Genomic DNA, 26,992 nt, shown 5'->3' on the forward strand with positions numbered 1-26,992 from the left:
GGTGACCGGCACGGCCGTGCCGGTGCCCGCCGGCGAGCCGGGGCTGGACTGGGAGGGCGAGGTCGCCGCCGTCGTCGGCGCGCGGCTGGCCGACGCCGGCGAGACCGAGGCGGGGGCGGGCGTCCTCGGGTACGCAGCCTTCAACGACATCACCGCCCGCACCGCCCAGAAGCTCACCAGCCAGTGGACGCTCGGCAAGAACGCCGACCGCAGCGGCCCGATCGGCCCGATCGTCACCGCCGACGAGACCGGGAGCCCCGCGGACGGATGGCGCGTGGTCACCCGGGTCAACGGCGAGGTGATGCAGGACGGCGACACCAGTGACATGATCTTCACCGTGCCCGCACTCCTGTCCCGCATCAGCGCCACGCTGACACTCCACCCCGGCGACGTCATCGCCACCGGCACCCCGGAAGGCGTCGGCTACGTCCGCACGCCGCCCCGGCTGCTGACGCCCGGCGACGTGGTCGAGGTGGAGGTCGACCGGCTGGGCGTGATCCGGACGCCGGTCACCGGCCCGGCCGGCAGGAGGGGCGCGTGAGCCGGGTCCTCGTCGCGGGCGGCGGCCCCGCCGGGCTGGCCGCGGCCGTCGAGCTCGGCCGGCGCGGCGTCACCGTCACCGTGGTCGAGCCGCGCACCACGATCGACCAGGACCGGCCGCGCGCCAAGACCACCAGCATGCGCACCATGGAGCACCTGCGCCGGTGGGGCCTCGCCGACCGGCTGCGCGCCGCCGCGCCGCTGCCCGTCTCCTGGTCGCAGGACGTCCTGTTCTGTACGAACCTGCTCGGCGTCGAGCTCACCCGCTTCCCCCACGCCTTCGGCCTCCACCCCGAGCGCGACGAGCGGTGGGCGGAGCCCGGCCAGCAGGTGCCGCAGCCGATCGTCGAACGGCTGCTGCGCGAGGCGGTGGCCGAACTGCCCGCCGTCACGCTGCTGACCGGGGTCGCCGTCACCGCGATCGACCAGGACGGCGACCGGGTCCGCGCCCGGCTCTCCGACGGCTCTGCGCTCGAAGCCGACTACTTACTGGGCTGCGACGGCGCCGCCGGGGTCAGCCGCGAGGCGATCGGCGCGTCGTACGAGGGCTCGTCCGGCGAGCGGCCCAACCTGAGCGTGGTGTTCAGGGCGCCCGGCCTGGCGCAGAAGATCCCGCTCGACCCGGCCGTGCAGTACTGGGTGATCCATCCGGAGGTGTCCGGCCTGATGGGCCGGATGGACCTGGACGACAAGTGGTGGGCGATCATGGTGGGCGTCGACGTGCGCACCTCCGCCCCGGACCCGGAACGGCTGGTGCGCGTGCTCATCGGCGCCGACCTGCCGATCAGCGTCGTCAGCACCGACCCGTGGGTGGCCCGGATGCTGCTCGCCGACCGCTACCGCGCCGGCCGGGTCTTCCTGGTCGGCGACGCCGCCCACCTCAACCCGCCGTGGGGCGGCCACGGGTTCAACACCTGCGTCGGCGACGCGGTCAACGTCGCGTGGAAGCTCGCCGCCGTGCTCCAGGGCTGGGGCGGACCCGGCCTGCTCGACAGCTACGAGGCCGAGCGCCGCCCGGTGGCCGTCCAGACCGTCGCCGACAGCTCCGCCCAGGAGAAGCTGCTCGCGCCGACCTTCGCCGACCGGCCGCTCACCGGAACCGGCCCGGAGGCCGCCCGCGCCCGCGCCGAGACGGCCGCCGCGCTGCGGGTCAAGGCCGGCGAGTTCTACAGCGAGGGGCTCGTGCTCGGTTACCACTACGCGGGCTCGCCGATCGTGGCCGACGACGGCTCGCCCGTCCCGCCGCACACCCCGCAGGACTACCACGGCTCCGGCCGGCCGGGCGCGCGGCTGCCGCACGCCTGGCTGCCCGGCGGCCGTTCCCTGTACGACACGCTGGGCGAGGGGCTCACGCTGCTGCGCCTGACACCGGAGCCCGGCCCCGCTTTTGAGGAGGCGGCGCGGGCCCTCGGGGTGCCGTTCACGGTGGTGGACCTGGCGGGCGAAGGGCTGCTCGACAGGTACGGCGCGCCGCTCGTCCTGGTCCGGCCCGACCAGCACGTGGCCTGGCGGGGCGGCGGTGGCGACCCGGCGGCGATCCTGCGCACGGTGCTCGGGTTCAGCGGGGCGTGAACCAGACGCTGATCTGGTTCAGCTGGCCGGCCGGGCCCTCGGCGAGGACCCGCACGGTCTTGCCGTCCATCCCGCCGAGCACCAGCCGGCCCTTCTCGCGGCCGATGACGGTCGCCAGGAAGTGGCTCCGGTCCAGCCAGCCGTTGAACACCATGCCCTTCGCCGGCGGGATCACCGCCTTCCGCTCGCCGGTGGCCGCGTCCCACAGGCAGACGTCGCGCGACCCCTCCCGGCAGGTAGTGGTGAAAACCCGGCCGGCCGTGGTGTCCGCGACGCCGCCCCGGATCAGCGCGCCCTTGCCGGTGAACGTGCGCAGCACCCGGCCGTCGAGCCCGACGTACCGGATGGCGCCGTCGCCGCCCTGGGTGACGAGCGTCGAGCCGTCCGGCCCCCACCCGTAGCCGGCCTCGCCGCCGAAGTCCGTGCGGCGGGTCTGGACGCTCTTGGCGGCCGGGTCGACGACGACGAAGCCGACGGTGCGCTGCTCGTCCGGGCCCGCCCTGAGCGTCAGGAGCAGGCGGCTGCCGTCGGCGGTCCAGGCCGGGTCCAGCGTGAGTCCTGGCTTGCCGGCGGTCCGCAGCGTGACGTCCTCGCCGGTGCCGCGGTCCACCAGCCGCAGCGTGTTGTGGTCGGTCACGTCGAGGTTGGAGACCGGGAGCGCGGCCACGTACCGGCCGCCGGGGGAGACGACCGGGATCTGGAAGCTGCCGAACCGCTGGAACGTCCCGGTCCGGGGATCGCGGACGTAGGCGGGGAAGTCCGCCTCCGCGAAGCCGCCGTAGTAGGAGCTGGCCCAGATCGGGTCGGCGGGGTTCTCGTGCAGCTCTACCCCGGTGCCGGGGAGGGGCGAGGTGGTGGTGGAGCCGGTGTTCATCGGACCGGAGGAGACGCGCTGCGGCGCCGGCGGGATCGGGTCGTCCGGCGTGCTCCGGAGGCCGAGCACGGCGGCCGTCGCCGCGCCCGCCAGCACCACGGCGGCGGCGCCCGCGACGAGCACCCGCCGCCGCGGCCCGCGCGGGGCGGGCTCGGGGGCCGCGCTCCTGGTGCCCTCGGCGAGCAGGCGCTGCGGCTCCACCCGGTGACCGAGCAGCCGCAGCAGCGCGGTGCGCGCGGTCGGCCGGGCCGCCGGGTCCTTGGCCAGGCAACTGCTCACCACCTCGCGCAGGTCGCCGGAGAGATCGCCCAGGTCCGGCTCGGCGCGCAGGATCCGGTTCACCAGCGCGGGCACGTCGCCGGAGCCGAACGGCGGCGAGCCGGTCGCCGCGCACACCACCGTGGCCGCCCACGCGAACAGGTCCGCGGGCGCGCCCGCCCCGCGCCCGAACTGTTCGGGGGCCATGAACGGCGGCGTCCCCGTCAGGTGGTCGCCGTCCGGTTCCGCGGCGTCGAGCGTCCTGGAGATGCCGAAGTCGATCACCCGCGGCCCGTCCCTGCCGAGCAGCACGTTGCCCGGCTTGAAGTCGCGGTGCACCACCCCCGCCTGGTGGATGGCCGCCAGCGCGGTCACGCTGCCGATCGCCAGCCGGCGCAGCTCGGCCCCGCCCAGCGGCCCCCGCTCGGCGAGCACCCGGGCGAGCGACGGCCCGTCGACGAACTCGCTGATCACGTACGGGACGCCGTCGAGCTCGCCGCTGGCCAGCACGCTCGCCGTGCAGAACGCCTTGACCCGCCGCGCCAGCTCGACCTCCTTGGCGAAGTCGGCCCTGGCCTCCTCGTCCAGCGCGTGCGCCAGCAGCTTGATCGCCACCCGCTCGCCGGTGGCCGACTCGCCCAGGTAGACGACGCCCTGCCCGCCCTCGCCCAGCCGGCCCGCGACGCGGTACGACCCCACCCGCGCGGGGTCCTCCGTCAGCAGCGGCCTCGGCTCCACGGTCACCGCCGGATCGCCGCCCACTGGCGGTTGCTGCCGCGCTCGTCCAGGTCCGCGAGCACGCGCTTCGTCCTCCCGAGGAAGTCCACGACCTTCACCTGGAGGCGGCCCTTCTTCTTGCCGGGATCCTCGATCAGCAGGTGGTCGTCGTCGAACCAGCCGATCAGCCGGACGTCGTCGTCCAGGCCCTCCACCGTGGCCTTGCGTGCGCCGGTCACCGCGTCCCAGACGCACACGTCCCCGCTCTTCGGGCAGACGGTGAAGAACTGCCTGCCGTCGGGCGAGTACCAGTCGCGGTCGCGCGGCATGCCCACCCAGTGCTTGGTGGTCGTCACCTTGCCCGACATGTCGTACGTCTCGATGCCCTGCGACTTCTCACCCGAGTAGCCGCGGGCGATCGTCCCGTCCGGGAGGAACGTGAACGGCAGCGAGATCGCGTCCTTGTACTGGGTGTTGACCACCGTGGAGGTGCGCGCGGCCACGTCGACGACGACGAAGCCCGAGAACAGCTTCGCGTCCTCCGTCCTGATCGACAGGAGCAGCCGGCGGCCGTCGCGCGACCATGCGGGCACCTGCGTGGACTCGGGCTTCTTCACGGTCTGGACGGTGAAGGTCTCGCCGGTCGACAGGTCGCGGAACCGGACGTGGTCCATGTCGGAGTTCTGGTACTTGAGCCACGGGTTGAGCGCCACCCACCGGCCGTCCGGCGACACCCGGGGCTCCTCGGCCAGGCCGACCTCCTCGAACCGGCCGGACGCGTCCCTGACGAACGTCTTGAAGGGCCGGCTCACCTGAAGGTAGGCCGTCAGGCGCGCGACGTCGTCCGGGTGCTCGTGCAGCGTGGCGCCGATGTCGGGCAGCTCGACGTCCTTGTCCGCCTTCGGGGGGACGCTGGCGACCGGCGCCGTGGTCACGCTGGGGGTGATCGGCGCGCCGGAGGTGATGACCGCGCCGGGCGAGGGGGACGAAGCCGCCGAGGTGGTCACCCACGGGGGCGCCAGCGTGTACACGGCGGCGCCCGACAGCAGCGCCCCGGCGGCGAACGCCGCCACCGCGACCAGCGGCCCCCGCCCGCGCCGCGCGGGCGGCTCGTCCCTTCCGCCGGCCTGCGGGAGCAGTTCGCCGGTCAGGAACCGCGTCTCGCCGACCAGCCGCAGCAGCACGTCGCTGGAGGAGGGCCGGCGCGCCGGGTCCTTGTCCAGGCACCCCTCGACCACGCCCCGAAGGTCCCCGAGATCGGGCAGGTCGGGCGGCTCGCCGACGATCCGGTTGACCGTGCCCGCCATCGACCCGCCGTCGAACGGGGAGCGCCCCGTGGCCGCCGACACCAAGGTCGCGGCCCACGAGAACATGTCCGCCGCCGGCCCCGGCTCCGCCCCGTCGAGCCGCTCGGGCGCCGCGAACGCGGGCGTCTCCACCTGCCGGGTCGTCGTCTCGGCGGAGTCCGCCATCGCCCCCGCCACGCCCACGTTGATCAGCCGGGGGCCGTCGGGACCGAGCACCACGTTCTCCGGCCGCACGTCGCCGTGGACCGCCCCCGCCTGGTGGATCGCCACCAGCGCGGTCACCGTGCCGACCGCGAGCCGGTGCAGCGCCGCCTCCCGCAGCCGCGTCCCGCCAGCCGTCACCGCCGCCAGCGTGGGCCCGTCGATGTACTCGCTCACCACGTAAGGGCGGCCGCCCGCCGTGCCCGAATCGAGCACCTGGGCCGAGCAGAAGGCGGACACCTCGCGGATCGACTCGACCAGCCGCAGGAACCGCTCCTGGTCGACCTGAGGGCCCAGCAGCTTCACCACCACGGGCCGGCCGGCCTCCGCGCCCTCGGCCGCGTACACGCCCCTGCCGAGCCGGCCGATCAGCCGGTACGGGCCCACATGGGTCGGGTCTTCCTCGCGCAGCGGTAAGAACTCGGGCATCCCGGTTTCTCCTTCCGGCAGGTGAGGCTGCCGCGTAGACCACCGATTATGAGTGTTCACCGGGCGGATTGACCTGCCCTTGACACCCATTGTGCGCCCAGATCCGCGCGGGAGCGCTACCCCGGATCCCGGTGCGCCCGCACCGCCCCCACCAGCAGAACGACCAGCCCGAGCACGATCCCGGCGAGCACCAGCGGCTCGTTCCAGCCGGTGACGAAGGGAGTGGCCGCGGTGACCGCCCAGAGGACGGCGACCGCGTATGAGAAAGGGGCGAATCTGACGTGTATCCGCCGCCAGGCCTCATCGCTCGCCATGGACGTCCTCGTACGGACCCCGAAGAGAGGGTTGCGCGGCAGCCGCCGGGACGCGCCCAGCAGGCCCAGGGCGAGCGCGAGGAACGCCGCCCCGCCGAAGAGGACCGCGACGATGATCTGCTCGCCCGCCGTCATGATCGCCCCTCCTCGGATCGAGGCTGTCACGCGCAGAGGGCGGTGTCCAGGGCGGCTTCCAGGTTCTTGACGGCGGGCAGGTCCGACGGCAGGGAGGTGACCGCGACGGTGGCGGCGCGGCCGTCCTCGGTGACGCCGTTGCCCGTGGCGTAGCCGGGGGCGGAACCGCCGTGGGACCAGGCGAAACCGCCGCAGCTCAGCTTGAAGGTGGCGATGCCCAGCCCGTACCGGGCGCCGCCCACGGTGTCGAACTGTGGCGCGGCGACGGTCTTCTTCATCTGCTTGAGCTGCGCGGGCCTGAGCAGCTCGCCGTTCATGAGCGCGGTCATGAACGTGTTGAGATCCTTCGGGGTGGCCACGAGCGCGCCCGCCGCCCACGCCATCGACGGGTCCAGCCGGGTGACGTCCCGGTACGGGTCGCCGGGCTTCAGCGCGAGGTAGCCCTTGGGGTGCGGGCCGCGGATGTCCCGCTCGCCGACGCCGGGCCAGTACGTGTCGCGCAGGCCCAGCGGCTTGATGACGCGCCTGGTGATCTCCTCGCCGATCGGCCGGCCGGTGACCTTCTGCACGACGAGCCCGGCCAGGATGTAGTTGGTGTTGCTGTAGTCCCAGCCCTTGGCGGGGGAGTCCCGGCGCGCCAGCGCCGTGTCCACCAGCTCGCGCGGCTCGAAGTGGCGCTCCAGCACGGAGAAGAAGTCGCCGATGAGGACGTCGTCGTAGTCGCGCAGGCCGCTCGTGTGCTGGAGCAGCCGGCGGGTGGTGATCTTCCGCCCGTCGACGCCCTTGCCCCGGACCACCCCGGGCAGATACTTCTCGATGGGCGCGTCCAGGTCCAGCTTGCCCTCACCGGCCAGCTGGAGCGCGACCACGGCGGTGAACATCTTGGTGTTGCTGGCGATCCGCACCCGCCCGTCCGCCGGCATCTTCGCCTCGGTCTTCAGGTCGGCCACGCCCGCCGTGTAGGTGCGGGTCCGCCCGTCGCGCCCGCGCACGGCCGCGATCGCGCCGGGGAACGACGACTCCTGGACGAGCGTGTCCAGGCGCTTCTGCACGGGGTCGGCGGGGGCGGCGTGCGCGACCGGGGCGGTCAGGCCCAGCCCGGCCAGCGTGGCGAGTGCCGACGCCGCCAGGATGCGTGCGGGGTGCTGCGACATGGGTGGCTCCCTCTGCTCGGATGGCTCGTTCTCGAACACCACCCAGCCTGTCGGCGCGCCCCCTCAAGATCGATCCAGCCCGCTGGAGACCGCTGGTACAGCCTGCACTACGTCGTGGGAACGGCGGCGGCGAGCAGGTGTTCGTCGCCCGGCCGGCAGACGAGCTGCAACCCGACAGGCAGCCCGCCGGCCAGGCCCGCCGGCACGGACAGCGCCGGGAACCCGAGCACGTTCCACGGAGAGGTCAGGGCCAGCAGCGCGGCGCGGACGCCGACCGGCCGGCCGTCGAGCACCGTCTCCCGCAGGCCCAGCGGCGGGGCGGTGAGCGGCACGGTCGGCAGCGCGAGCACGTCATGGTCCTCGAACAGCTTCTCGGCCACCCCGGCGAGCCGCCGCCGCTCCGCCCTCGCGCGGACGTACTTCCAGCCCGGCACCCGCATCGCGCCCCTGAGCCGGTCGAGCACCTCGGGCTGGAACAGCTCAGGCGCCTCCGCCACCCGCTCGGCATGCACCTCGGCCGCCTCTGCGCCGCCGATCGTGACGTACACGTCCATGAACGCCTCGGCGGCCCCCGGCGGGAGCGCGACCCGCTCCTTGGCGCCCGCAGCCCCGGCGGCGACCCGCACCACCTCGGGGTCGCAGGGGTGCAGGTCGGAGGGGTCGAGCCAGGCGACGCGTGGCGTGACGGAGCCGCTCTCGACGGCGTCCCCGCCGCTGAGGAGGCGGTAGGCGAGGAAGCACTCGCCGGCGGTACGGGCGAGCACGCCCACGTGGTCCAGGCTGGGCGACAGCGGGAAGGCGCCGTCAGCCGGGATCGCGCCGTACGCGGGCTTGAGACCGGCCACCCCGCACAGCGCCGCGGGGATGCGCACCGAGCCGCCGGTGTCGGTGCCGATCGCCAGCGGCACCAGCCCCGCGGCCACGGCGGCGCCGCTGCCGCCGCTGGAGCCGCCCGACATGCGCGCGGGGTCCCACGGGTTGCGGGACGCGCCGTTGGCCGAGCAGTCGCCGGTCGGCCCGTACGCGAACTCCTGGGTCGTGGTCTTGCCCACGATCACCGCCCCGGCCTCGCGCAGCCGGGTCACGCACGCCGCGTCGGTGTCGGGGACGTACCCCGCGAAGTGCCGCGAGCCCATGGTGGCGGGCATGCCCGCCACCAGCAGCAGGTCCTTGACCCCCACCGGCAGCCCGTGCAGCGGGCCCCGGTCGGCCCCGCCGGCCAGCTCGGCGTCGGCCTCCCTGGCCGCCGCCAGCGCGCCGTCCTGGTCGACGCTCACGAAGGCGTTCAGTACGGGATCGAGCCTGGTGATGGCGTCGAGCGCCTCCCGCGTCAGCTCCTCGGCCGTCGTGCGGCCCGCCCGCAGGTCACGGCCGAGGTCGTCGATGGTGCGGCCGGCGAAAGGCCCGGAAGACGTCGTCATGCAGTCACTTCTACATGCTCACGCCACGCGCCCCAAATGTGCGGGTGGTTAACCGATTCAGGATTCACGACATGACCTTTGTTGTGTCGGTCTGCTGAAACTTTCAGTCGGTTCGGTGAACCAGTTAAGAAAAGCGTTGACGGTGTGGATCAGCGTAGGTAGCGTCCCCGATCGCGTACCCCGCCATCAGCCGGAGGCGTCCATGCGGCTCACCGCCCTCGTCACCGCCCTGCTCGTCGCCGGAGCGACGCTCGTCGCGGCGCCGGTCCAGGCCGCGGCCTCCGCGCCGCCGACCGCGGGGCCCGCCCTCGCCGCCACCCCGCCGATGGGGTTCAACAACTGGAACGCGTTCGGCTGCGAGGTCAGCGAGACCCTGATCAAGGAGACGGCCGACGTCCTGGTCTCCAGCGGGCTCAGAGACCTGGGGTACGAGTACGTCAACATCGACGACTGCTGGTCCCTGCGCGAGCGCGGACCCGACGGCAGGCTCGTCCCCGACCCTGACAAGTTCCCCGGCGGGATCGACGGCGTCGCGGACTACGTCCACGGCAAGGGCCTCAAACTGGGCATCTACGGCGACGCCGGCACCAGGACCTGCGCCGGCTATCCGGGCAGCCTCGGCCACGAGGAGATCGACGCCCGCACCTGGGCCGACTGGGGCGTCGACTACCTCAAGTACGACAACTGCAACAACCAGTCCGACGGCTCGCAGGAGGACTACATCCGCCGCTACACGGCGATGCGCGACGCGCTCGCCCGAACCGGGCGGCCGATCGTCTACTCCATCTGCGAGTGGGGCACCTCCCAGCCGTGGACCTGGGCCGAGGGCGTCGGGCAGCTGTGGCGCACCACCGGCGACATCAGCGACGACTGGTCCAGCGTCCGTTCCATCATCCGCCAGAACGCCCCTCTCGCCCCGTACGCGGGACCGGGACACTGGAACGACCCCGACATGCTGGAGATCGGCAACGGCGGCATGACGGCCACCGAGTACCGCACCCACATGAGCATGTGGGCGATGATGGCCGCCCCGCTGATCATCGGCACCGACCTGCGGGCCGCCTCCGCCGAGACCTTGGAGATCCTCGGAAACCGCGAGATCATCGCCGTCGACCAGGACCGGCTGGGCGTCCAGGGCGCGGTCGTCTCGGACGAGAACGGCCTCATGGTGCTCGACAAGCCGCTGGCCGGCGGCGACCGGGCGATCGCCCTCTACAACTCCACCGACACGCTCGCCACGGTCAGCGTCGCCGCCGCCGACACCGGGCTGCGCCGGGCCGGGGCGTACCGCCTGCGCGACCTGTGGACCGGGCGGACCCTCCAGGCCCGGTCCACCATCTCCGCCGCCGTCCCCGCGCACGGCACCGTCGTCTACCGGGTGAGCCCGCTGCGCGGCCCCGGCGACGTGCCGCCGTCCGTCGTCGCCGGCGCCGCCCTCGGCACCGTCGTGCCCGCCGACGGCGGCACGCTGACCACGGCGGTCACCAACCGCGGCGCCGGAGACGTACGCGACGTCAAGGTCACCGTGCGGACGCCCGAGGGCTGGACCGCCACCCCGACCGGCCCCTCCGGCAGCGCCCGGCTCCGGACGGACGCCGCCCTGGAGACCACCTGGCGGATCGGCGTCCCCGCGACCGCGGCGGCCGGCCGCCACCCGATCGAGATCACCGCCGCCTACCGGTGGGGCCGCCGCTCCGCCGGCACGTCGAGCGAGATCGTCGCCGTGGTCGTGACCGCCCCCGGGGACGGCCGCCGCCACCTCAGCACCGTCGCCCCGGTCAGCACCGTCAACGCCACCGGGCCCGTCGAGGCCGACCAGAGCAACGGCGGGCCGCTGGAGGACGACGGCAACCTCATCACCATCGGCGGCCGCGTGTACCAGCGCGGGCTCGGCACCACCACCGGCAGCGAGATCAGCTACTACCTGGGCGGCCGCTGCTCCCGCCTGGTCACCGACGTGGGCGTCGACGACGAGGCGGCGGCCGGCGCCCCCGCCACGTTCACCGTCCACGCCGACGCGCGCACCGCCGCGACCAGCGGCCCCATGACCTCCGGCCAGGCGCCCGCCACGCTCACCGCGGACCTCACCGGCGCCGACTGGCTGCGCCTGACCGCCGAGTCCGGCGCGGCGGCGGTCCACGCCGACTGGGCGTCACCGGTGCTCACCTGCGGCGACGTCCCCGGCGACAGCCCGGTGCTGCCGGTCTCGCGCACCCTGTTCTCCTTCGAGACCGGCACCGACGGCTTCATCATCGCCAACCCCGGCGACGGCGGCACCGTCGCCCGGTCACCCCTCTTCCACACCCACGGGACGAGTGGGCTCAAGGTGTCCACCCCGGTCGCCGGCAACTGGTTCGGCAGACCGCTGGACGAGCCGCTCGACCTCACCGGCACGAGCATGCTCAGGTTCGACGTGCGGGCCGGCGAGGTCGGCACCGTCGGCGAGATCGCCATCCAGGTCGGCGAGGACATGTCGTGGTGCCAGGGCGGCCGGTGGGGCTGGATCGGCCCGCACTCCAGCAGGACCGTCACCGAGCGGTTCGACCAGATCGCGTGCCCGCTCGGCGTCACCCTCGACCCGGCCGACGTCCGCGCCGTCTGGGTGTTCCTCAACACCGGCGGCGACGTGCACATCGACGACGTCCGCGCCGAGTAGGGCGCGCTGTGCGACGATGCGGTGTCGTCCCGCGCCGATCGGAAGCAGATGAGATACGGAGTACGCGAGTTCGAGCTCACGCTGATGCACCGGATGCGCGACGTCAACGCCCCGCGGGTGGAGCGGGCGCTGCGCGACCTGGGCGCGACCCGGGCCGAGCTGCGGGCCGCGCACGCGCACTGGACCAGGCTGGCGCACGCCGCGCGGGCGCCGAAAGGGCTGACGGCGCTGCGGTCGGCGCTCGGCCCGCCGGCCCGTGAGGGCGAGCGGCCGGTCGGCAGCCTGACGTGCGAGGTGGCGTGCTGGGTGCTGCCGTCGTGGCCGGAGCTGGAGTTCGAGGTGCTGACCGGGCCCGGCGGCGCCCCGCACCACTGGGCGGCCGACTTCCGGCACGACGGCGCGACCTACCGGGCCCGCTTCGTGTACGGCCTCTACCAGGGCAAGGAACGCGTCACGCGGTGACGAAGTCGGCGACGAGCACCGTGGCGTCCTCCTCCGGCTCCACCACCGACATCTCGTCGTACAGCTGATCCAAGCAGGACGCCGGGGACCGGCCGTCGGCGAACAGGGCGGTCATCCGCTCCGCCCCGAGCGCCGTGACCACGCCGTCGGTGACCACCACGATGCGATCGCCCTGGTGGAGCGGCACGCTGCCGACCTCCGGTTCGGCCGTCCCCACCGGGCCGTCCCCGGGCCTCGTCAGCCGCCGCGGCCGCCCGCCCTTCGCGCAGTACCAGATCGCGCCGCCGCCGACGTGGGCGTAGCGCAGGCGCGGGCGCTCGCCCGCGTCGAGCACGATCAGGTCCAGGCCGGTGGCCCGCTCCGCCAGGGCGAGCTCGTCGCGGGCCGCCCGCGCGCAGCCGCCCAGATCCTCCTCTTCCGTACCGGCCGTCTGCGGCCGTGCCGCGACCACCGCGCCCAGGGCCAGCGCGGCCGCCGTGTGACCGCGCCGGCCTCGCCCCCCTCCGTCCGCCACCGCGATCAGCCGCTCCTGGATCACGTAGACGTCGGACGGACGGCCGTTCGAGCCCTCGTACGTGCCGCCCGCTGCCGACAGCCGCGGCCGTGCCACCGGAATGCCCGGTGGCCACGGCCCCCGCCTGCCACGGACCGCCATCACCGACAGGCAGGAGATCAGGATCGAGATCGAGATGAGCGTCATTGAGGTCCCCCCTCGGCCGCAGTGATCGCGACACGGATCAGTACACGCCGCCCCGCCCGGGGTGGCATGACGGTCGATCAGCCGTCATGCCGCAGGGGGCGCGGACGGCGGAAGGTGCGGGAGTGAGACAGGCCCGAGGAAGGCTGCCATGCGATCCATGACCGCGCACCCGGCTCGCCCGCGCCCGGTGCGTTATCGTGAGTGCCGACTTGTGATCTCGTCGCGGGCGGACGGGCGATGGCTCACCTCGGTTCCACGCGCTACGACTCGGCGGCCAGGCAGCTGGAGCGCACCGCCGCGCGCACCGCTGCCGGCGCGCGCGGCGTCGTCGGCCTGGTCGCGGCCGTCGCCGCGGCGCTCGGGGCCGCCCCGCCCGTCTCCGCGGCCTGGCTGGCGCCCGCCCTGGCGGCCGAGCTCGGCTGGACCGCCCTGTTCCTGTGGCGGATGTGGCGCGGCACGCGGCTGCCCGCCTGGCTCGTGGCCGGCGACGTGGCGATCACCGTGGCGCTCTGCCTGGCGCAGCGTCACCTGGTGGCAGGGGAGGCGCTGGCCGGCGGCGCGAGCTGGGTCGCGGGGCTGGTCACGATGACGATCATCGTGCCCGCCGTCGTCTGGCGGCCCGCGGCGGCCGTGCCCACCGGCCTGGTCGTCGCGGTGGCGTACCTGGCCGGGATGCGGCTCGCCGACCCGGGGCAGGACGTGACCGTCTCGCTCGGCATCCACCTCGTCCAGGTGCTGGCCATCGCGGTGCTGATGACGCTGCTGCGCCGCTCCGCCGCCTCCGCCGACGGCTTCCTGCGGGAGAGCGCCAGGGCCGACGTCGCGCTCATGGTCGAGCGGCTGCGCCGCGAGGACGAGCTGAAGCAGGTCGGCAGCGTGCACGAGACGTCCCTGCACACCCTCACCATGGTCGGGCTGGGAACCTACGACGGGCCCTCGGCCACGCTGCGCGAACAGGCGTCCCACGACCTGTCCGCGCTCGACCGGCTGCGCGACACCCCCGGCAGGGAAGGCGTGCCCATCGCCCTGGACGCGCTGCTCGACGAGGTGGCCGGGCGCGCCACCGGGCTGCGGGTGCGCAGGCGGCTCACCCACGAGACCGTGCCGGGGGAGGTGGCCGAGAGCTTCGCCCGCGCCGTCGCCGAGGCCCTGTCCAACGTGGCGCGCCACGCCGGCGTGCGCGAGGCCGAGCTGACCTCGCGCAGGAGCGGCGGCGAGATCCGCGTGGAGGTCGCCGACCACGGCCGCGGCTTCGACCACGACCGGCTGCCGCCCGACCGGTTCGGCGTGCGCGGCTCCATCCTCGACACCATGCGCGCCCTGCCCAACGGCGGCGCCGACATCACCTCCGGCGGCGACGGCACCCGGGTCACCCTGTGGTGGCGGCCATGACCGGCGACATCGAGCAGGTCGCGCGGCGCTACGCCCGCTACACGGCGATCGGCGCCGTGGTCATCGCCGGCGTCTGGCACGTCGGCTACGACCTGACGGTCACGGTCACCGGCTGGCACGACTTCCGCTGGCCCGTGCTCGCGGCCGTCGCCTGGGTGGTCTACACCGCCGTCGGGGCCGTCGCCGCCGTGGCCCTGTTACGCGGCGCCGAGCCGTCCACCGCGGGGACGGGCCTGCTCGTGGCCGCGACGCTGGCCGTGGACGTCGCGGTCATGCTCGCCTGCCACCCGCGCGACCTGCTCGGCACCATCGACTGGGGGTGGGGCTCGGTCGGCTGGGTCGGCGTCATGCTGCTGTGGAACCGGCCGCGCCGGCGGGCCGAGCTCATCGCGTTCCTGGCGGCGAACGCCGGGCTCATGCTCGCCGCGATGGCCGTCACCGGCACGTTCGACCGCGTCTCGGTCGCCAAGTATCTGGTGGTCGTGGCCGGCAGCATCACCCTGCAGCTCGGCTACAGCGTCGGCTGCCACGCGCTGCGCGCCAGCGCCGAGGACGCGGCGCTGCTGGCGCGGCGGCTCGCCGCCGACGACGCCTGGCGGATGTCCGCCCAGCGCATCCACGCCGACCGGCTGCGCCGCTACGCCGCCATCCGCGACGTGGCCGAGGACCTGCTGGAGCGGCTCGCCGACGGCGCCGACCCCGGCGACGCGCGGGTCCGCGAGGAGTGCACGGCCGGCGCCCTGCGGCTGCGCCGCCTCATCACCGAGCGCGAGGACGTGCCCGACGCGCTCGTCACCGCGCTGCGCGAGCGCATCGACGCGGCCGAGCGGCGCAAGGTGCTGGTGACGGTCCCGCCGTTCGGCGGCACGCTGCCCGACCTGGCCGACCGCGTACGCGAGGACCTGCTCAGAGTGCCGCTCCAGGCGCTGGACGGGGCCAGGTCGCGGGCCAGGGTCACCGTGTCCGCCATGTCGACCATGGTGAGCGTGGCCGTCGTGGCCGACAACGACGACCTGCCCGTCAGCCCGGCGCCGGTGCGCGAGGCGAGCGGGGTCGTCATCACCTACCAGCGGCAGGGAGGGGAGGTATGGGTCAACAGCATCTGGCAGGCCCCGTGACGGTCGCCCTGGTCGAGGACCACCAGGTGGTGGTCGACGGCGTCCGGTCCTGGTTCGGGCAGCCGGGCCCGGTGACGCTCGTCGCCCAGGGGCCCACCATCGAGTCGGTCCGCGGCGTCCACGCCGACGTGCTGCTGCTCGATCTCAACCTCAACGGCACCATGATCGTCGACCGGATCGGCGACCTGTGCGAGGGCGGGCAGCGGATCATCGTCTTCTCCGAGCACGAGGAGCCGGAGACGGTCCGCGCCGTGCTGGACGCGGGCGCCTCCGCGTTCATCGGCAAGGGGCGGGCCACCCGCGAGTCGTGCGTCGAGACCATCCTGGAGGTGGCCGCCGACCGGCCCAGCGTCACCCCGCCGATGGCGCAGGCGATCGCCACCGACGAGAGCCCGCACCGCCCCCAGCTCTCCGACCAGGAGCGGCTGGCCCTCCTCTACTGGTTCCAGTCCATGTCCAAGGCGTCCGTGGCGGCCCGGATGGGCATCAAGGAGCGCACCGTGCGCCAGTACATCGACCGGGCCAGGGTCAAGTACGCGGCGGCCGGCCGGCCCGCCCCCACCAAGGAGAAGCTGCTCATCTGCGCCATCCAGGACGGCCTGATCAGCCCGGGGGAGGTGGACGTCTACACCTCGCTGGCCGCCCGTCCCGACCGGTAGGCGATCCGGCCGCCGAGCATGGTCAGCCACGCGTCCACGCCGGACAGCTCGTCGGCCGGCAGCGACCGGACGTCCGCGTCGAGCACCACCACGTCGGCCAGCTTGCCGGGGGCGAGCGAGCCGATCACGTCCTCCATGCGCAGCGCGTACGCCGCGTCGACGGTGTGCGCCCGCAGCGCCTCCTCCAGCGTGACGGCCTGCTCGGCGCCGATCGGCCCGCCCTCGCGGGTCCGCCGCCGCACCGCGTTGGAGACCGTCTCCATGGGCCGCAGCGAGGAGACGAACGAGTCGCTCGACAGCACCGGGCGCAGCCCCGAGTCCAGCTCCTCGCGCATCGGCTGCAGCCGGTGGGCCCTCCTGTCGCCGAGCCGGCGCACGAAGTCGGTGCCGCTGTCGTACAGGAAGTTCGGCTGGTTGACCGGGATGACGCCGAGTGAGGCGAACTCGCGCACCTGCGCCGGCGTGGGGTGGCCGCAGTGCTCGATCCGCGGCCTGGCGTCGTCGCCGGACACCGCGACCGCGGCCTTGAGCGCGTCGAGCGTGTAGCCCATCGCCCGGTCGCCCTGGGTGTGCACGCCGACCTGCCAGCCCGCCGACGCGGCCCGTCGCACCAGGTCGACGAGCTCCTCCGGCCGGTGGTAGAGCGTGCCGGTGAAACCGTCCCCGTACGGCTCGTCGAACATCGCGGTGCCGCCCAGGAGCGTGCCGTCGCAGTAGAACTTCATCGCGCCGAACCGCAGCCGGTCGTCGCCGAACGGGCCCGCCAGGCCGATCGAGGTCAGCTCGTCGAGCATGTGCGACAGCGGCATGACCACCGTGCGCACAGGCAGGGTGCCCGCGTCCCAGGCGGACCGGTAGATCTCCAGCTCGCGGCGCGACACCTGCGGGTCGCACACGGTGGTGACGCCGGCCTTCAGGTACGGTTCGGCGGACATCTCCAGCCAGGAGCGCAGCTGCTCGCGCGGCAGGTCGACGTGGAAGTTCGGGCCGTGGCAGCCGATGTCGACGGCCACGGGCAGCAGCAGCTCCATGGCGGAGTCCAGCACCATCCCGGTCAGCCGGCCGCTCTCGTCCCTGACGAACGCGCCGCCCGCCGGGTCGGCCACGTCCTCGCCGATGCCGCGCCAGGCCAGCGCCGCGGAGTTCACCACGGCCTGGTGCCCGGAGACGTGGTAGACGATCACCGGGTGGTCGGTGGTGGCCTCGTCGAGCTGCCGCCGGGTGGGCCGGCCGCCGGGGAACTTCGCGTCGTCCATGCCGTACGCGCGGATCCACTGGCCGGCCGGGGTCCTGGCCGCCTCGGCGGCGATCCTGGCCACCAGGTCCCGCGCGCTGCCCACCCCCGGATAGCGGGCGTCCACCGCCACCAACGACTCCGCCGTGGACAGCAGGTGGTTGTGCGGGTCGATGAACCCGGGCAGCACGCTGCGCCCGCCCGCGAGCACGACCTCCGCGCCCGGCCCGGCCGCGGCCAGCACCTCGGGCTCCCGCCCGACGGCCAGCACGCGGCCGTCACGCACGGCCACAGCATCCGCGGCGGGGTTCGCCGGGTCCATGGTGATGACCTTGCCGCCGGTGATGACGATGGTGGACACGCGAGTCTCCTTACGGGATCAGTGGGTGGCCGGGGCGGCCGGGGCGGGGTCGCGGTAGCGGGGCGCCACGGCCAGGCAGATCGCGCTCAGCGCGCACATGCCGACCAGCATCGCCACGGCCGGCCAGGCCGCGCCGCCGGCCGCGCCCACGAAGGCGGTCGCGACGATCGGGGACAGGCCGCCGAAGATCGCGCCCGCGCCCTGGTAGGCCAGCGAGATGCCGGTGTAGCGCACCTGCGGCGGGAACATCTCGGACAGGATGGCCGCCATCGGCCCGTACGTCCCCGAGGTGGCCAGCCTCATCAGGCCCAGCATCGCGAAGATCAGGAACGCGTTCTGCGAGCCGAGCACCGCGAACTGCGGCACGGCCAGCGCGGCGGTGATCACCAGGAAGAAGACCACGACCTTGCGGCTGCCCAGCCGGTCGCCCACCCAGGCGATGGCCAGCGTGGCCACCAGCTCGACGAACGCGGCGAAGCTCAGACCGCTGAGGATGAGCTGCTCGGACGCGCCGACCGACTCGCCTGTCGCGTACGCCAGCAGGAAGGTGGTGAGGATGTAGTAGCCGCCGATGGCGACCGGCAGCGTGCCGATGCCGAGCAGGACCGACCGCCACGAGAGGCGGAACACCTCCTTGATCGGCGTCGCGGCCTTCTCCACCTTCTGGAAGACGGGCGACTCCTCGACGCGGAGCCGGATGAACAGGCCCACGAACACCAGCACGGCCGAGACGATGAACGGCACCCGCCAGCCCCACGTGTGCAGCACGTCGTCGCCGAGCAGCGTGATGAGGCTGAACGCGCCGGTCGCGAGCAGCGCCCCGGCCGGGTTGCCGAGCTGGGCGAACCCGCCGAAGAACGTCTTGCGGCCCTCCGGCGCGTGCTCGACCGCCATCAGCACGGCCCCGCCCCACTCGCCGCCGACGGCCAGCCCCTGCACGAAGCGGAGCACCACCAGCAGCAGCGGCGCGAGCGCGCCGATGCTCTCGTACGTGGGCAGCACGCCGACCGCGAAGGTGGCGACGCCCATCATGACCAGCGTCACCACCAGCGCCGACTTGCGGCCCACGCGGTCGCCGAAGTGTCCGAACACGATGCCGCCGAGCGGCCGGGCGAAGAACCCGACGGCGTAGGTGGCGAACGACGCCATCAGGGCGACCGTGGGGCTCGACGCGTTCGGGAAGAAGAGATCCCCGAAGACCAGCGCGGCCGCTGTGGCATAGATGTAGAAGTCGTACCACTCGATCGTGGTCCCGACGAAGGCGGCGCCGGCCGCTCTGTTGGCGCGTTTCATGGGGTCCTCCGGGGTCATCAGGGGGTGCGATGACGATATGCGCAGGTCACAGCACCGGCCCCCGGGGCAAATCGCACCGTTGGCGATGAATTAGAGTGCGGTATGCACCTTGCAGAGGATGCGTCATGGCCCTGACCGTCGCCCAGGCGATGACGCTGCCCGGGATGAGCATGCGCCTGCTCGCCGGACGGGCGGGGCTGGGCCGGGAGGTCCGCTGGGCGCACGTGTCGGAGCTGGCCGACCCGGTGCCGTGGCTGCGCGGCGGCGAGCTGGTCCTGACCATCGGGCTCGGCCTGCCCGGCGACGCGGAAGGGCGGCGCGCGTACGTCGAACGGCTGTCCGTCGCGGGCTGCGCGGCGCTCGCGTTCGCGCTGGACGAGGCGATGGCGGAGGTGCCGCGCGACGTCCGGGACGCGGCCGACGTGTGCGGGCTGCCGGTCCTGGAGATCCTCACCCCGTTCGTCGCCGTGACCGAGGCGGTCGCCCGCTGGCACGCCGACGAGCGGGTGCGCGGCGAGCGCAAGGTCGTCGCCGCCCAGGAGGCGACGGCCAGGGCCGCGCTGACCTCGGGCACGACGGGCATCCTGCGCGCGCTGGCCGAGCACGCCGGCGGCGAGGCGCTGCTGCTCGGCCCGCACGCCGAGCCCGCCGCCGCCAGCCCGGAGGGGGAGCGGCCGTGGCACGCCCGCGCCGTGGAGGCGGCCGGCCGCGCGGCCCCGCGCAGCGCCGGCGTGCTCGACGACGGCATCCAGGCCGTCCAGGTGCAGAGCCTCGGCTTCGCCGGGCCGCCGATCGGCTGGCTGGCGGTGTGCACCGCCTCGCCGCTGGACTGGCACGTGCGGATGCTGGCCAACCAGGCCGCCTGCCTGCTCGCCCTGGAACTCCTCGGCGTGCGGGCGGGCCGGGTCAGGGAGCACGTCCAGCGCGGCCGGCTGCTGTCGGCCGCGCTCGACGGGGTGCTGCCCGCACCCGCGCTCGGCGAGCTGTGCCAGGTCGCGCCGCCCCCGTACGAGGTCGTCCTGGTACGGGAGGAGATCGCCCTTGAGACGGCCGTCGAGGCGCTCGAAGAGGTGGCGGCCGGCCTCCATGCCTTCGTCTGCGCCCGGCCCGAGGGCACGCTGTTCGTGCTGCCCGAGGACGGGCGGCGGCGCGGCGGCGACCTGTGCGGCCTGCTCGGCGCCGCGGGCGGCGGCTGCCGGGCGCACCGCCTGGACGAGCTGCCCGCCGCCGTCCGGCACGCGGCCGGGCTCGCCGCGCTCGGCGGCTACACGCACGTCGACGACCTGGAGCCGTGGGCGCTGCTGCGGGAGGCGATCGTGCCGGACGCCGCCGGCCGCTTCGCCGCCGCGGTGCTCCGCCCGCTGCGCGAGCACGAGGAGCGGCACGGCGGTGACCTGATCGCGTCCGTGCGCGCCTACCTGGAGTCGGAGGAGAACCTGGAGACCGCCGCCCGCCGCCTGGGCGTGCACCGCAACACGCTGCGCCGCCGGCTCGCCGCCGCCGAGCGCGTCTCCGGCCGCCCGCTGTCCGATCCGGACCACCGGCTGCAGATCTGGCTGGCGCTGTCGCTCGCCGACCTGGTCCCGCCGGGCCGGCCATGAAAGTTTCTTGCCGTTGCTAGATCGTCTGCGCATGTCAGAGGGCTGACCTGCTGAGGGCGGGCGCGCCACCGGTTGCTCGACAAAAAATTTCGGCTCACCATCGAAATATTTCGACCCCCCGATGGGAGAGGCGCGGATGAGAGCACGTCACCGTATAGCCGGAGCCGCGGTCGCCACCGCCCTCCTGGCCGTCCTCGGCCTGGTCCTCGCCGCCCCGGCCTCGTCGGCCCAACTGGTGGAGGTCACCGGATTCGGGACCAACCCCACCAACCTGCGGATGCACCTGTACGTGCCCGACGGCGTGGGGTCGCGGCCGCCGGTGCTGCTGGCCGTGCACTACTGCACCGGCTCGGGCCCCGCCCTGCACTCCGGCACCGAGTTCGCCTCGCTGGCCGACCGGCACAAGTTCATCGTCGTCTACCCGTCGGCCACCAGGAGCGGGGCCTGCTTCGACGTCTCCTCGCCGCAGGCGCTGCGGCGCGACGGCGGCAGCGACCCCGTCGGCATCATGTCCATGGTCCGGTACGTCCACCAGCGCCACGGCGGCGACCCCGAGCGCACCTTCGTCACCGGCGTCTCCTCCGGCGCGATGATGACCAACGTGCTGCTCGGCGACTATCCCGACGTGTTCAAGGCCGGCGCCGCCTACATGGGCGTCCCGTTCGGCTGCTTCGCCACCACCGACGGGTCGAGCTGGAACAGCCAGTGCGCCAACGGGCAGATCGTCAGGACGCCGCAGCAGTGGGGCGACCTCGTCCGCGCCGCCTACCCCGGCTACGCGGGCCCCCGGCCGCGCATGCAGATCTGGCACGGCACCGAGGACAGCACGCTGCGCTACCCCAACTTCCAGGAGCAGATCAAGCAGTGGACGAACGTCCACGGCCTGGGCCAGACGCCGTCCTCCACCGACACGCCGCAGGCGGGATACACCCGCACCCGCTACGGCGGCACGGGCGGCACGGCCCCCGTCGAGGCGATCAGCCTCCAGGGCGCCGGGCACGACCTGCCCCGAGGCGGGATGGCCGCCGAGACCATCCGCTTCTTCGGCCTCGACTCCGGCGGCGGCCCCACCTCCACACCCACCATCACGCCCACCGTTTCGGGACCCTGCCAGGTCGGCTACACCATGAACGCCTGGAACACCGGCTTCACGACCGCCGTCTCCATCACCAACAGGGGCGCCTCGCCCGTCACCGCCTGGTCGCTGGCCTTCACCCTGCCCGCCGGCCAGACGATCACCGGCGCCTGGAACACCACGATCACACCGTCGAGCGGCCAGGTCACGGCCACCAACGCGCCCTACAACGGCACCATCGCCCCCAACGCCACGGTCACCTTCGGCTTCCAGGCCACCCACACCGGCAACACCGCGAAACCCTCCGCCTTCACCCTGAACGGGGCCGCCTGCGCGGTCCAGTGAGTCCCCGGGACGCCAGGAGGATGACCGCCCGGCGAGGCGGCGCGCGGGTCACCACCGGGGGTGACCCGCGCCGGCCGGACAGGCGGCAGGCGCGATCTCCGGGAGCCGTCCGGGCCCTCGACCGCCGGTGCAGCGGGCGATCGAGGGCCCGGCGGTGTGCCGCTACCCGGCTCCGAAGAACCGGGTGATCGCCTCGGCGAGCGCTTCTGGATGGGTCAGCGGGGCGGCGTGCCCGGCGCCGGGGATCTCGCGCATCCGGCCGTCGCGGACGTGACCGGCCACATGCCGCGCGCCCGCGCGGTAGAAGGCCATGGTGCCGGACCCGTACAGGACCAGCACGGGAGCGGAGACCGCGTCCAGCACGGCCGGGTCCTCGACGGTGGGACCTCCGGACGACTCCACCTGCCCGAGGAGGCTGAGCAGGTGCGGGACGTATCGGCCCGCGGCCGCGAAATAGCCGGCCTCCTCGGCGACGGCGAGCTCCTCGTCGCTGAAGGGCCCGCCGGCGAACGCCCGGATCGCGGCCGTAACGTCGCCCCCGGCGGCCAGCTCGCCCATGCGGGCGATGGCGCCGACGATGACGGCTCGCTCCCGCCCGTCCATCATGCCCCGCATCGGAGGCTCCAGAAGGACCACCGCGTCCACCGTGCCGGATCGCGCCGCCGTGCCGGATCGCGCCGCCGTGCCGAGCGCCAGGTTGGCGCCGGCGGACCAGCCCACCAGCCCGGCCGGTTCGCCCAAGCTGTCGACGTAGGCGAGGACGTCGTCGACCTGCCTGCCCGGGCTGAGGTCGGGGTGGTCGCCGCTGAGGCCGCGGCCGCGCATGCTCGGCAGATGGCAGGTGAACCGGCCGGTGAGGTGTCCCACCAGCCGGCCCCAGTCGAGGTCGCCGTCGCCGATGGCTCCGTGCAGGAACACGAGCGGCCGCCCCCGGCCGTGCACGGTCCCGCCGATGGTGACGCCGTCGGTGGTGGTGACGTGGTGCGTGCGCTGTGTGCTCATGGCAGGCTCCGGCGTTCGGGTGAAGTAAACACGTTTACTTTAGTCGGGGCTTCCTCGATAAGTAAACACGTTTACTTGCTGGTGTCACCGTGCAGCAGCGCCCGCACTCCCTGGCGGACGTACTCGACCACCTGCTCGGGCGGCGCGGTGGCCAGCCGCCCCTCCGGGGACGCCCACCGCATCACCCGGATCCCGGCGAGCAGCGCGGCGGCCAGCTCCGCCCGCAGCCGCGGGTCGTCACCCGCCGCGACCGTGGTGAACGGCCCGACGACGGTGGTCTCGGCGTAGTCCCGCACCTCCTCGGGCAGCTCCACCTGACCAGGGGTCTCCCCGAGGAGCCGCCAGACCGTGAGCAGATCGTCCAGGGCGAGCGGGCTCTCCGAGCCGGACCCGTACAGCTCGGCCATCCGGTCCGGCAGCTCCTCGGCCGGCACGTCCAGCTGCCCGAACATGGCCGAGTCCGCGGCCGCCATGGCGAACAACCCCGCCTTGGACCCGAAGTAGCGGTACACCAGGGCGACGTTGACGCCGGCGTCCGCGGCGACGTCCCTGACGCTGACCGCCTCGTAGCGGTCACCGGCGAACCGCCGGCGGGCCGCCTCCAGCAGCGCCTGCCGCGTCGCGGCGGCATCGCGGCGTCGCCGCGGCGCCGCCGCGCCCTCGGGGGTCTTCTTCTCCGCCGCCATCACCGTCACCACCATGACTCGACGTCAACGGCGGTAACGCTAGCGGACACCCGCCGGGCCAGGAGGGTCGTCAGTCCGCCTGGACGTGCCAGATGACCATCGAGGACAGGCCGGCGCTCGCGGCCCTGGCCGCCTCCGGGGCCAGGTCGGTCAGCACCCACGGCCACACGTCCCACGGGCCGAGCGCCTCGGCAGGGGCGGGCGGCGGGCCGTCGTCCGGCTCCGGCGTCAGCTCCTCGCAGCGGCGCGGGCGCAGGCCGGCGGCCAGGGCGGCGCGCAGGTAGTCGCCGATGCCGTGCCGGTAGGTGGTCACGCGGCCGGGACTGCCGTCCGGCAGGCGCACGGGCGGGACCACGCCGCGCGCCACGCTGTCCGGATGGATGTCGGAGAGCACCACGTGCCCGCCCGGCCGCAGCACCCGGGCGAACTCGGCCAGCACCGGCCCGAGCGCGGGCACGTGCGTCAGCGCGAGCGAGCAGGTGACCAGGTCGACGGTGTCGTCGGCCACCGGCAGCCGGTCCAGGTCGCCGGGCAGGAACTCGCGGCCGGGCGCCTTCTTCCGCGCCAGCGCCAGCATCTCCGGCGAACTGTCCACGCCCCGCACGCGGTGGCCGTGCCCGGCGAGCAGGGCCGTGAGCCTGCCGGTGCCGCACGCCGCGTCCAGGGCCTCGCCCGCCGGGATCGCGCCGAGGATCTCGTGGAGGATCGGCTCGTCGAGGTCGAAGGCCGCGTTGGGGCCGTCGTAGGTGGCCGACCAGATGCGGTAGCCCGCGACGGGGTCCACGCGGGCGACGTCCACGGCGGCGTCGGCCAACCGCGGGTCAAGCCTCCGGCGTCCGCCACGGATTATCCGTTCCGGGCCACTTGCCGGTGATTGGCCCGATACTCCCGGCCGCCCCGTCCCTACGCTGGGGCCATGGACCCGCGACTCGACGACGATCTCGTACAGCTGCCCGACCTGCTCAAGGAAACCCAGGAGCACGCCGTACGCCTCCTGGAAGGGCTGGCGGAGCGGCCGGTGGCGCCGCCGCCAGGGCGGCGCGAGCCGGTGGCGCTGCCGGAGCGCGGCGAGGGGGCGCGCGGTGCGCTGGAGGTGTTCGCGCGGCGCTGGGAGCCCGGCTTCTCGGCCAGCGCGGGCCCCCGCTACCTGGGGTTCGTCACCGGCGGCAGCACCCCCGCCGCGCTCGCGGGCGACTGGCTGACCGGCGCGCTGGACCAGAACGTGGTGGGCGACCTCGACTCGGCCGCCGCCGGCCTGGAGCGTGAGACGGTCTCGTGGCTGCGCGAGCTGCTCGGCCTGCCGGTCGCGTACGAGGGCGCGTTCGTCAGCGGCGCCACCATGTCCAACGTCACCGGACTGGCCGTCGCCCGCGAGTGGATCGGCGAGCGGCGCGGCGTCTCGGTCGCGGAGCAGGGGCTCGCCGCGCTCGGCCCGGTGCGGGTGCTGTCCGGCAGCCCGCACTCCAGCATCGGCAAGGCGCTGTCCGTGCTTGGCCTCGGCCGCTCGGCGCTGCGGCGGGTCGAGCCGCTGCCCGGCAGGGAGGCGGTCGACGTGGACCGGCTCGCCGAGGCGCTGCGCGAGCTGGACGGGGAGCCGGCGATCGTGGTGGCGAACGCCGGCACGGTCAACACCGTCGACTACGACGACCTGCGGGCCATCGCCGCGCTGCGCGAGCGGCACCCGTTCTGGCTGCACGTGGACGCCGCCTTCGGCGCCTTCGCCGCCCTCTCACCTGAGCACGCCCACCTGGTCGACGGGCTCGGCGAGGCCGACTCGATCTGCGTCGACCTGCACAAATGGCTGAACGTCCCGTACGACAGCGCCGTCCAGCTCACCCGCCGCCGCGACCTCCAGGCGCGGGTCTTCCAGAACTCCGCCGCGTACCTCGGCGCGGTCGGCGACGACCCCGACTTCGTCCACCTGACCCCGGAGAACTCGCGGCGGCTGCGGGCGCTGGCGGCCTGGTTCACGCTCGCCGCGTACGGGCGCGAGGGCCACGCGGAGATCGTCCGGCGTGACGTCGCGCTCGCCGCCCGGCTCGGCGAGCGGCTGGCCGCCATGCCCGCCTACCGGTTGCTCGCCCCGGTGCGGCTCAACGTCGTCTGCTTCACCGTCGCCGCGGACCCGTCCCGCGCCGACGAGGTGGCGCGGGCGGTCGCCGCGTCCGGTGAGGCGTTCGTCACCCCCACCGTGTACGCGGGCGTGCCCGCCCTGCGCGCCGCCTTCTCCAACTGGCGTACGACCGAGGCCGACGTCGAACGGGTGGCCGAGGCCCTGGCACGGGCGGCCGGCTAACCCCACACCAGCCGGGCCGTCCGCGCGACCAGCTCCAGCTTGCGCCGCTGGTCGTCGACGGTGAGCAGGTTGCCCCTGGAGGTGGAGGCGAACCCGCACTGCGGGCTGATCGCCAGATCCTCCGGCGGCACGAACGCGGCGGCCTCGTCGATGCGGCGGCGCAGCTCGTCGGGTGACTCCAGGACCGGCACCTTGGACGAGACGAGCCCGAGCACGACCGTGGTCCCCCGGGGCACGAACCGCAGCGGCTCGAAGCCGCCGGCCCGCTCGGTGTCGTACTCCAGCAGAAACCGGTCCACCGGGACCTCGCCGAACAGCCGCTCGGCGACCGGCTCGTAGCCGCCGCTGGACATCCAGGCGCTGCGGTTGTTGCCGCGGCAGATGTGCATGCCGACCGTGACGTCCGGGTTGATCGCCTTGGTGGCGCGGACCAGCTCGGCGTCCACCGCGATCGTGGCGTCCAGCAGCACCTCCGGGGGAGGGGCGGCGGCGCCGAACATCCGCATGCGGAACCCGGGGTCGATGACGAAGTTGTAGCCCAGCGAGTCGAGCTGGATCCACCGCACGCCGAGCCCGATGAGTTTCCTGATCTCCTCGATCCGCAACGCGACCAGGTCGCGCATCATCGCGCCGGGGTCGGGGTACGCGTCCGCGCTGATCTCCGGACGCCACAGCAGGTTCCCCATGGACGAGCTCATCATGGTGATCTTGAAGGGGCCGGGCGCGTGCCGCCCCAGGAAGTCGGCCTCGGCGGCGGTGAGGTGCTTCTTCTGGGTGAGCCGGGCGTTCGCGGCCACCATGTCGAAGGAGGTCTCGTCGGGCGGCACCGGCTGTCCGTCGCCTCTGAACCAGGCCGAGTTCGTCACCTCGGCCGGGACCACCCCGCCGAGCGACTCCAGCAGGCCGGCCATCCAGGTCGCCCGCCGCATCTCGCCGTCGGTGAAGACCTCGATCCCGGCCTCGCGCTGCAGGTCGATCGCGGCCAGCGCCGCGTCCTCCGTCAGCTTCGCGAGGGTCTCCTCGCTCAGCTCGCCGCGCCGGTGCGCCTCACGGGCCCGCAGCAGCTCGGGCGGCCGCAGAAGGCTGCCGACGTGCTCGGCGTGATGGGTGGTGGGCATGCGTTCCTCCCGGTTCGTCAGGTGGAGCGTCCGCCACCACTTTCCGCCCGCCGCCCCGGATCGTCCACCCGT

General features: G+C 74.1%; 22 protein-coding genes. 10 read left to right on the forward strand and 12 right to left on the reverse strand.

Going from position 1 to position 26,992, the window contains the following annotated elements; genetic code table 11:
• Both KME79_RS40245 and KME79_RS40250 read left to right on the forward strand, forming a co-directional pair.
• Positions 1 to 541, forward strand: a 541-nt coding sequence (locus tag KME79_RS40245) for a fumarylacetoacetate hydrolase family protein (protein ID WP_219551162.1), incomplete at its 5' end; no start/stop codon positions are given.
• A complete protein-coding gene (locus tag KME79_RS40250) occupies positions 538 to 2,112 on the forward strand; it encodes an FAD-dependent monooxygenase (RefSeq protein ID WP_219551164.1) in 1,575 nt (524 codons plus the stop codon). The genes KME79_RS40245 and KME79_RS40250, both read left to right, overlap by 4 nt.
• On the opposite strand, the gene KME79_RS40255 is transcribed toward KME79_RS40250, so the two are convergent.
• The 5 genes from KME79_RS40255 to KME79_RS40275 all read right to left on the reverse strand — a co-directional run bounded on the left by KME79_RS40255 (position 2,099) and on the right by KME79_RS40275 (position 8,922).
• Positions 2,099 to 4,006 (reverse strand): serine/threonine-protein kinase, encoded by a 1,908-nt coding sequence (locus tag KME79_RS40255; protein ID WP_219551166.1) that lies wholly within the window; start codon positions 4,004 to 4,006, stop codon positions 2,099 to 2,101. The genes KME79_RS40250 and KME79_RS40255 overlap by 14 nt on opposite strands.
• Entirely contained in the window at positions 3,985 to 5,898 is a 1,914-nt protein-coding gene (locus KME79_RS40260; RefSeq protein WP_219551168.1) for a protein kinase domain-containing protein, read from the reverse strand. The genes KME79_RS40255 and KME79_RS40260 overlap by 22 nt, the downstream gene beginning before the upstream one ends.
• 116 nt (positions 5,899 to 6,014) lie before the next feature.
• Positions 6,015 to 6,347 carry an SdpI family protein gene (locus KME79_RS40265; RefSeq protein ID WP_219551170.1) on the reverse strand — a complete coding sequence of 111 codons (333 nt, stop codon included), beginning with the start codon at positions 6,345 to 6,347 and terminating at the stop codon, positions 6,015 to 6,017.
• Between the two features lie 26 nt (positions 6,348 to 6,373).
• The gene (locus KME79_RS40270; RefSeq protein ID WP_219551172.1) at positions 6,374 to 7,501 is read right to left on the reverse strand and encodes a serine hydrolase domain-containing protein; all 1,128 of its coding nucleotides are present in this window, start codon (positions 7,499 to 7,501) and stop codon (positions 6,374 to 6,376) included.
• Positions 7,502 to 7,608: 107 nt separating this feature from the next.
• Positions 7,609 to 8,922 (reverse strand): amidase, encoded by a 1,314-nt coding sequence (locus KME79_RS40275; protein WP_219551174.1) that lies wholly within the window; start codon positions 8,920 to 8,922, stop codon positions 7,609 to 7,611.
• Positions 8,923 to 9,124: 202 nt separating this feature from the next.
• On the opposite strand from KME79_RS40275, the gene KME79_RS40280 reads away from it, so the two are divergent.
• Positions 9,125 to 11,578, forward strand: coding sequence for an NPCBM/NEW2 domain-containing protein (locus KME79_RS40280; protein ID WP_219551176.1), 2,454 nt, complete (start codon positions 9,125 to 9,127; stop codon positions 11,576 to 11,578).
• Between the two features lie 48 nt (positions 11,579 to 11,626).
• Positions 11,627 to 12,040: a hypothetical protein gene (locus tag KME79_RS40285; RefSeq protein WP_219551178.1), complete on the forward strand. Its 414-nt coding sequence runs from the start codon at positions 11,627 to 11,629 to the stop codon at positions 12,038 to 12,040.
• On the opposite strand, the gene KME79_RS40290 is transcribed toward KME79_RS40285, so the two are convergent.
• Complete coding sequence (locus KME79_RS40290) at positions 12,030 to 12,740, reverse strand: SpoIIE family protein phosphatase (protein WP_219551180.1); 711 nt, start codon at positions 12,738 to 12,740, stop codon at positions 12,030 to 12,032. The two genes, KME79_RS40285 and KME79_RS40290, sit on opposite strands and share 11 nt — an antisense overlap.
• 237 nt (positions 12,741 to 12,977) lie before the next feature.
• On the opposite strand from KME79_RS40290, the gene KME79_RS40295 reads away from it, so the two are divergent.
• The 3 genes from KME79_RS40295 to KME79_RS40305 are packed head-to-tail and all read left to right on the forward strand — an operon-like array spanning position 12,978 to position 15,909.
• A complete protein-coding gene (locus KME79_RS40295; RefSeq protein WP_219551182.1) occupies positions 12,978 to 14,132 on the forward strand; it encodes a sensor histidine kinase in 1,155 nt (384 codons plus the stop codon).
• Positions 14,129 to 15,250 carry a hypothetical protein gene (locus tag KME79_RS40300; protein WP_219551184.1) on the forward strand — a complete coding sequence of 374 codons (1,122 nt, stop codon included), beginning with the start codon at positions 14,129 to 14,131 and terminating at the stop codon, positions 15,248 to 15,250. The genes KME79_RS40295 and KME79_RS40300 overlap by 4 nt, the downstream gene beginning before the upstream one ends.
• Positions 15,220 to 15,909 (forward strand): response regulator, encoded by a 690-nt coding sequence (locus KME79_RS40305; RefSeq protein WP_148033243.1) that lies wholly within the window; start codon positions 15,220 to 15,222, stop codon positions 15,907 to 15,909. Before KME79_RS40300 ends, KME79_RS40305 begins: the two co-directional genes overlap by 31 nt.
• Here the strand turns inward: KME79_RS40305 and KME79_RS40310 are convergent.
• On the reverse strand, positions 15,876 to 17,504 hold the full coding sequence (locus tag KME79_RS40310; protein WP_219551186.1) for an amidohydrolase: 1,629 nt from the start codon (positions 17,502 to 17,504) through the stop codon (positions 15,876 to 15,878). The two genes, KME79_RS40305 and KME79_RS40310, sit on opposite strands and share 34 nt — an antisense overlap.
• Positions 17,505 to 17,522: 18 nt before the next feature.
• Positions 17,523 to 18,797 (reverse strand): MFS transporter, encoded by a 1,275-nt coding sequence (locus KME79_RS40315; protein ID WP_246641233.1) that lies wholly within the window; start codon positions 18,795 to 18,797, stop codon positions 17,523 to 17,525.
• Positions 18,798 to 18,922: 125 nt separating this feature from the next.
• Here KME79_RS40315 and KME79_RS40320 point away from each other — a divergent pair, with 125 nt between their 5' ends.
• Both KME79_RS40320 and KME79_RS40325 read left to right on the forward strand, forming a co-directional pair.
• On the forward strand, positions 18,923 to 20,398 hold the full coding sequence (locus tag KME79_RS40320; RefSeq protein ID WP_219551190.1) for a PucR family transcriptional regulator: 1,476 nt from the start codon (positions 18,923 to 18,925) through the stop codon (positions 20,396 to 20,398).
• 136 nt (positions 20,399 to 20,534) lie between these two features.
• The gene (locus tag KME79_RS40325; RefSeq protein ID WP_219551192.1) at positions 20,535 to 21,818 is read left to right on the forward strand and encodes an extracellular catalytic domain type 1 short-chain-length polyhydroxyalkanoate depolymerase; all 1,284 of its coding nucleotides are present in this window, start codon (positions 20,535 to 20,537) and stop codon (positions 21,816 to 21,818) included.
• 162 nt (positions 21,819 to 21,980) lie between these two features.
• On the opposite strand, the gene KME79_RS40330 is transcribed toward KME79_RS40325, so the two are convergent.
• The 3 genes from KME79_RS40330 to KME79_RS40340 form a co-directional block, all read right to left on the reverse strand.
• Positions 21,981 to 22,820 carry an alpha/beta fold hydrolase gene (locus tag KME79_RS40330; protein ID WP_219551194.1) on the reverse strand — a complete coding sequence of 280 codons (840 nt, stop codon included), beginning with the start codon at positions 22,818 to 22,820 and terminating at the stop codon, positions 21,981 to 21,983.
• Between the two features lie 71 nt (positions 22,821 to 22,891).
• Complete coding sequence (locus KME79_RS40335) at positions 22,892 to 23,521, reverse strand: TetR/AcrR family transcriptional regulator (RefSeq protein ID WP_219551196.1); 630 nt, start codon at positions 23,519 to 23,521, stop codon at positions 22,892 to 22,894.
• Positions 23,522 to 23,576: 55 nt separating this feature from the next.
• Entirely contained in the window at positions 23,577 to 24,320 is a 744-nt protein-coding gene (locus KME79_RS40340; protein WP_246641234.1) for a class I SAM-dependent methyltransferase, read from the reverse strand.
• Positions 24,321 to 24,422: 102 nt separating this feature from the next.
• On the opposite strand from KME79_RS40340, the gene KME79_RS40345 reads away from it, so the two are divergent.
• The gene (locus tag KME79_RS40345) at positions 24,423 to 25,802 is read left to right on the forward strand and encodes a pyridoxal phosphate-dependent decarboxylase family protein (RefSeq protein WP_219551198.1); all 1,380 of its coding nucleotides are present in this window, start codon (positions 24,423 to 24,425) and stop codon (positions 25,800 to 25,802) included.
• On the opposite strand, the gene KME79_RS40350 is transcribed toward KME79_RS40345, so the two are convergent.
• A complete protein-coding gene (locus KME79_RS40350; RefSeq protein WP_219551200.1) occupies positions 25,799 to 26,920 on the reverse strand; it encodes a cobalamin-independent methionine synthase II family protein in 1,122 nt (373 codons plus the stop codon). The genes KME79_RS40345 and KME79_RS40350 overlap by 4 nt on opposite strands.
• Positions 26,921 to 26,992 lie beyond the last annotated feature (72 nt).

The organism is Nonomuraea harbinensis (assembly GCF_019396385.1).
In the GTDB taxonomy this organism is placed as follows: domain Bacteria; phylum Actinomycetota; class Actinomycetes; order Streptosporangiales; family Streptosporangiaceae; genus Nonomuraea; species Nonomuraea ferruginea.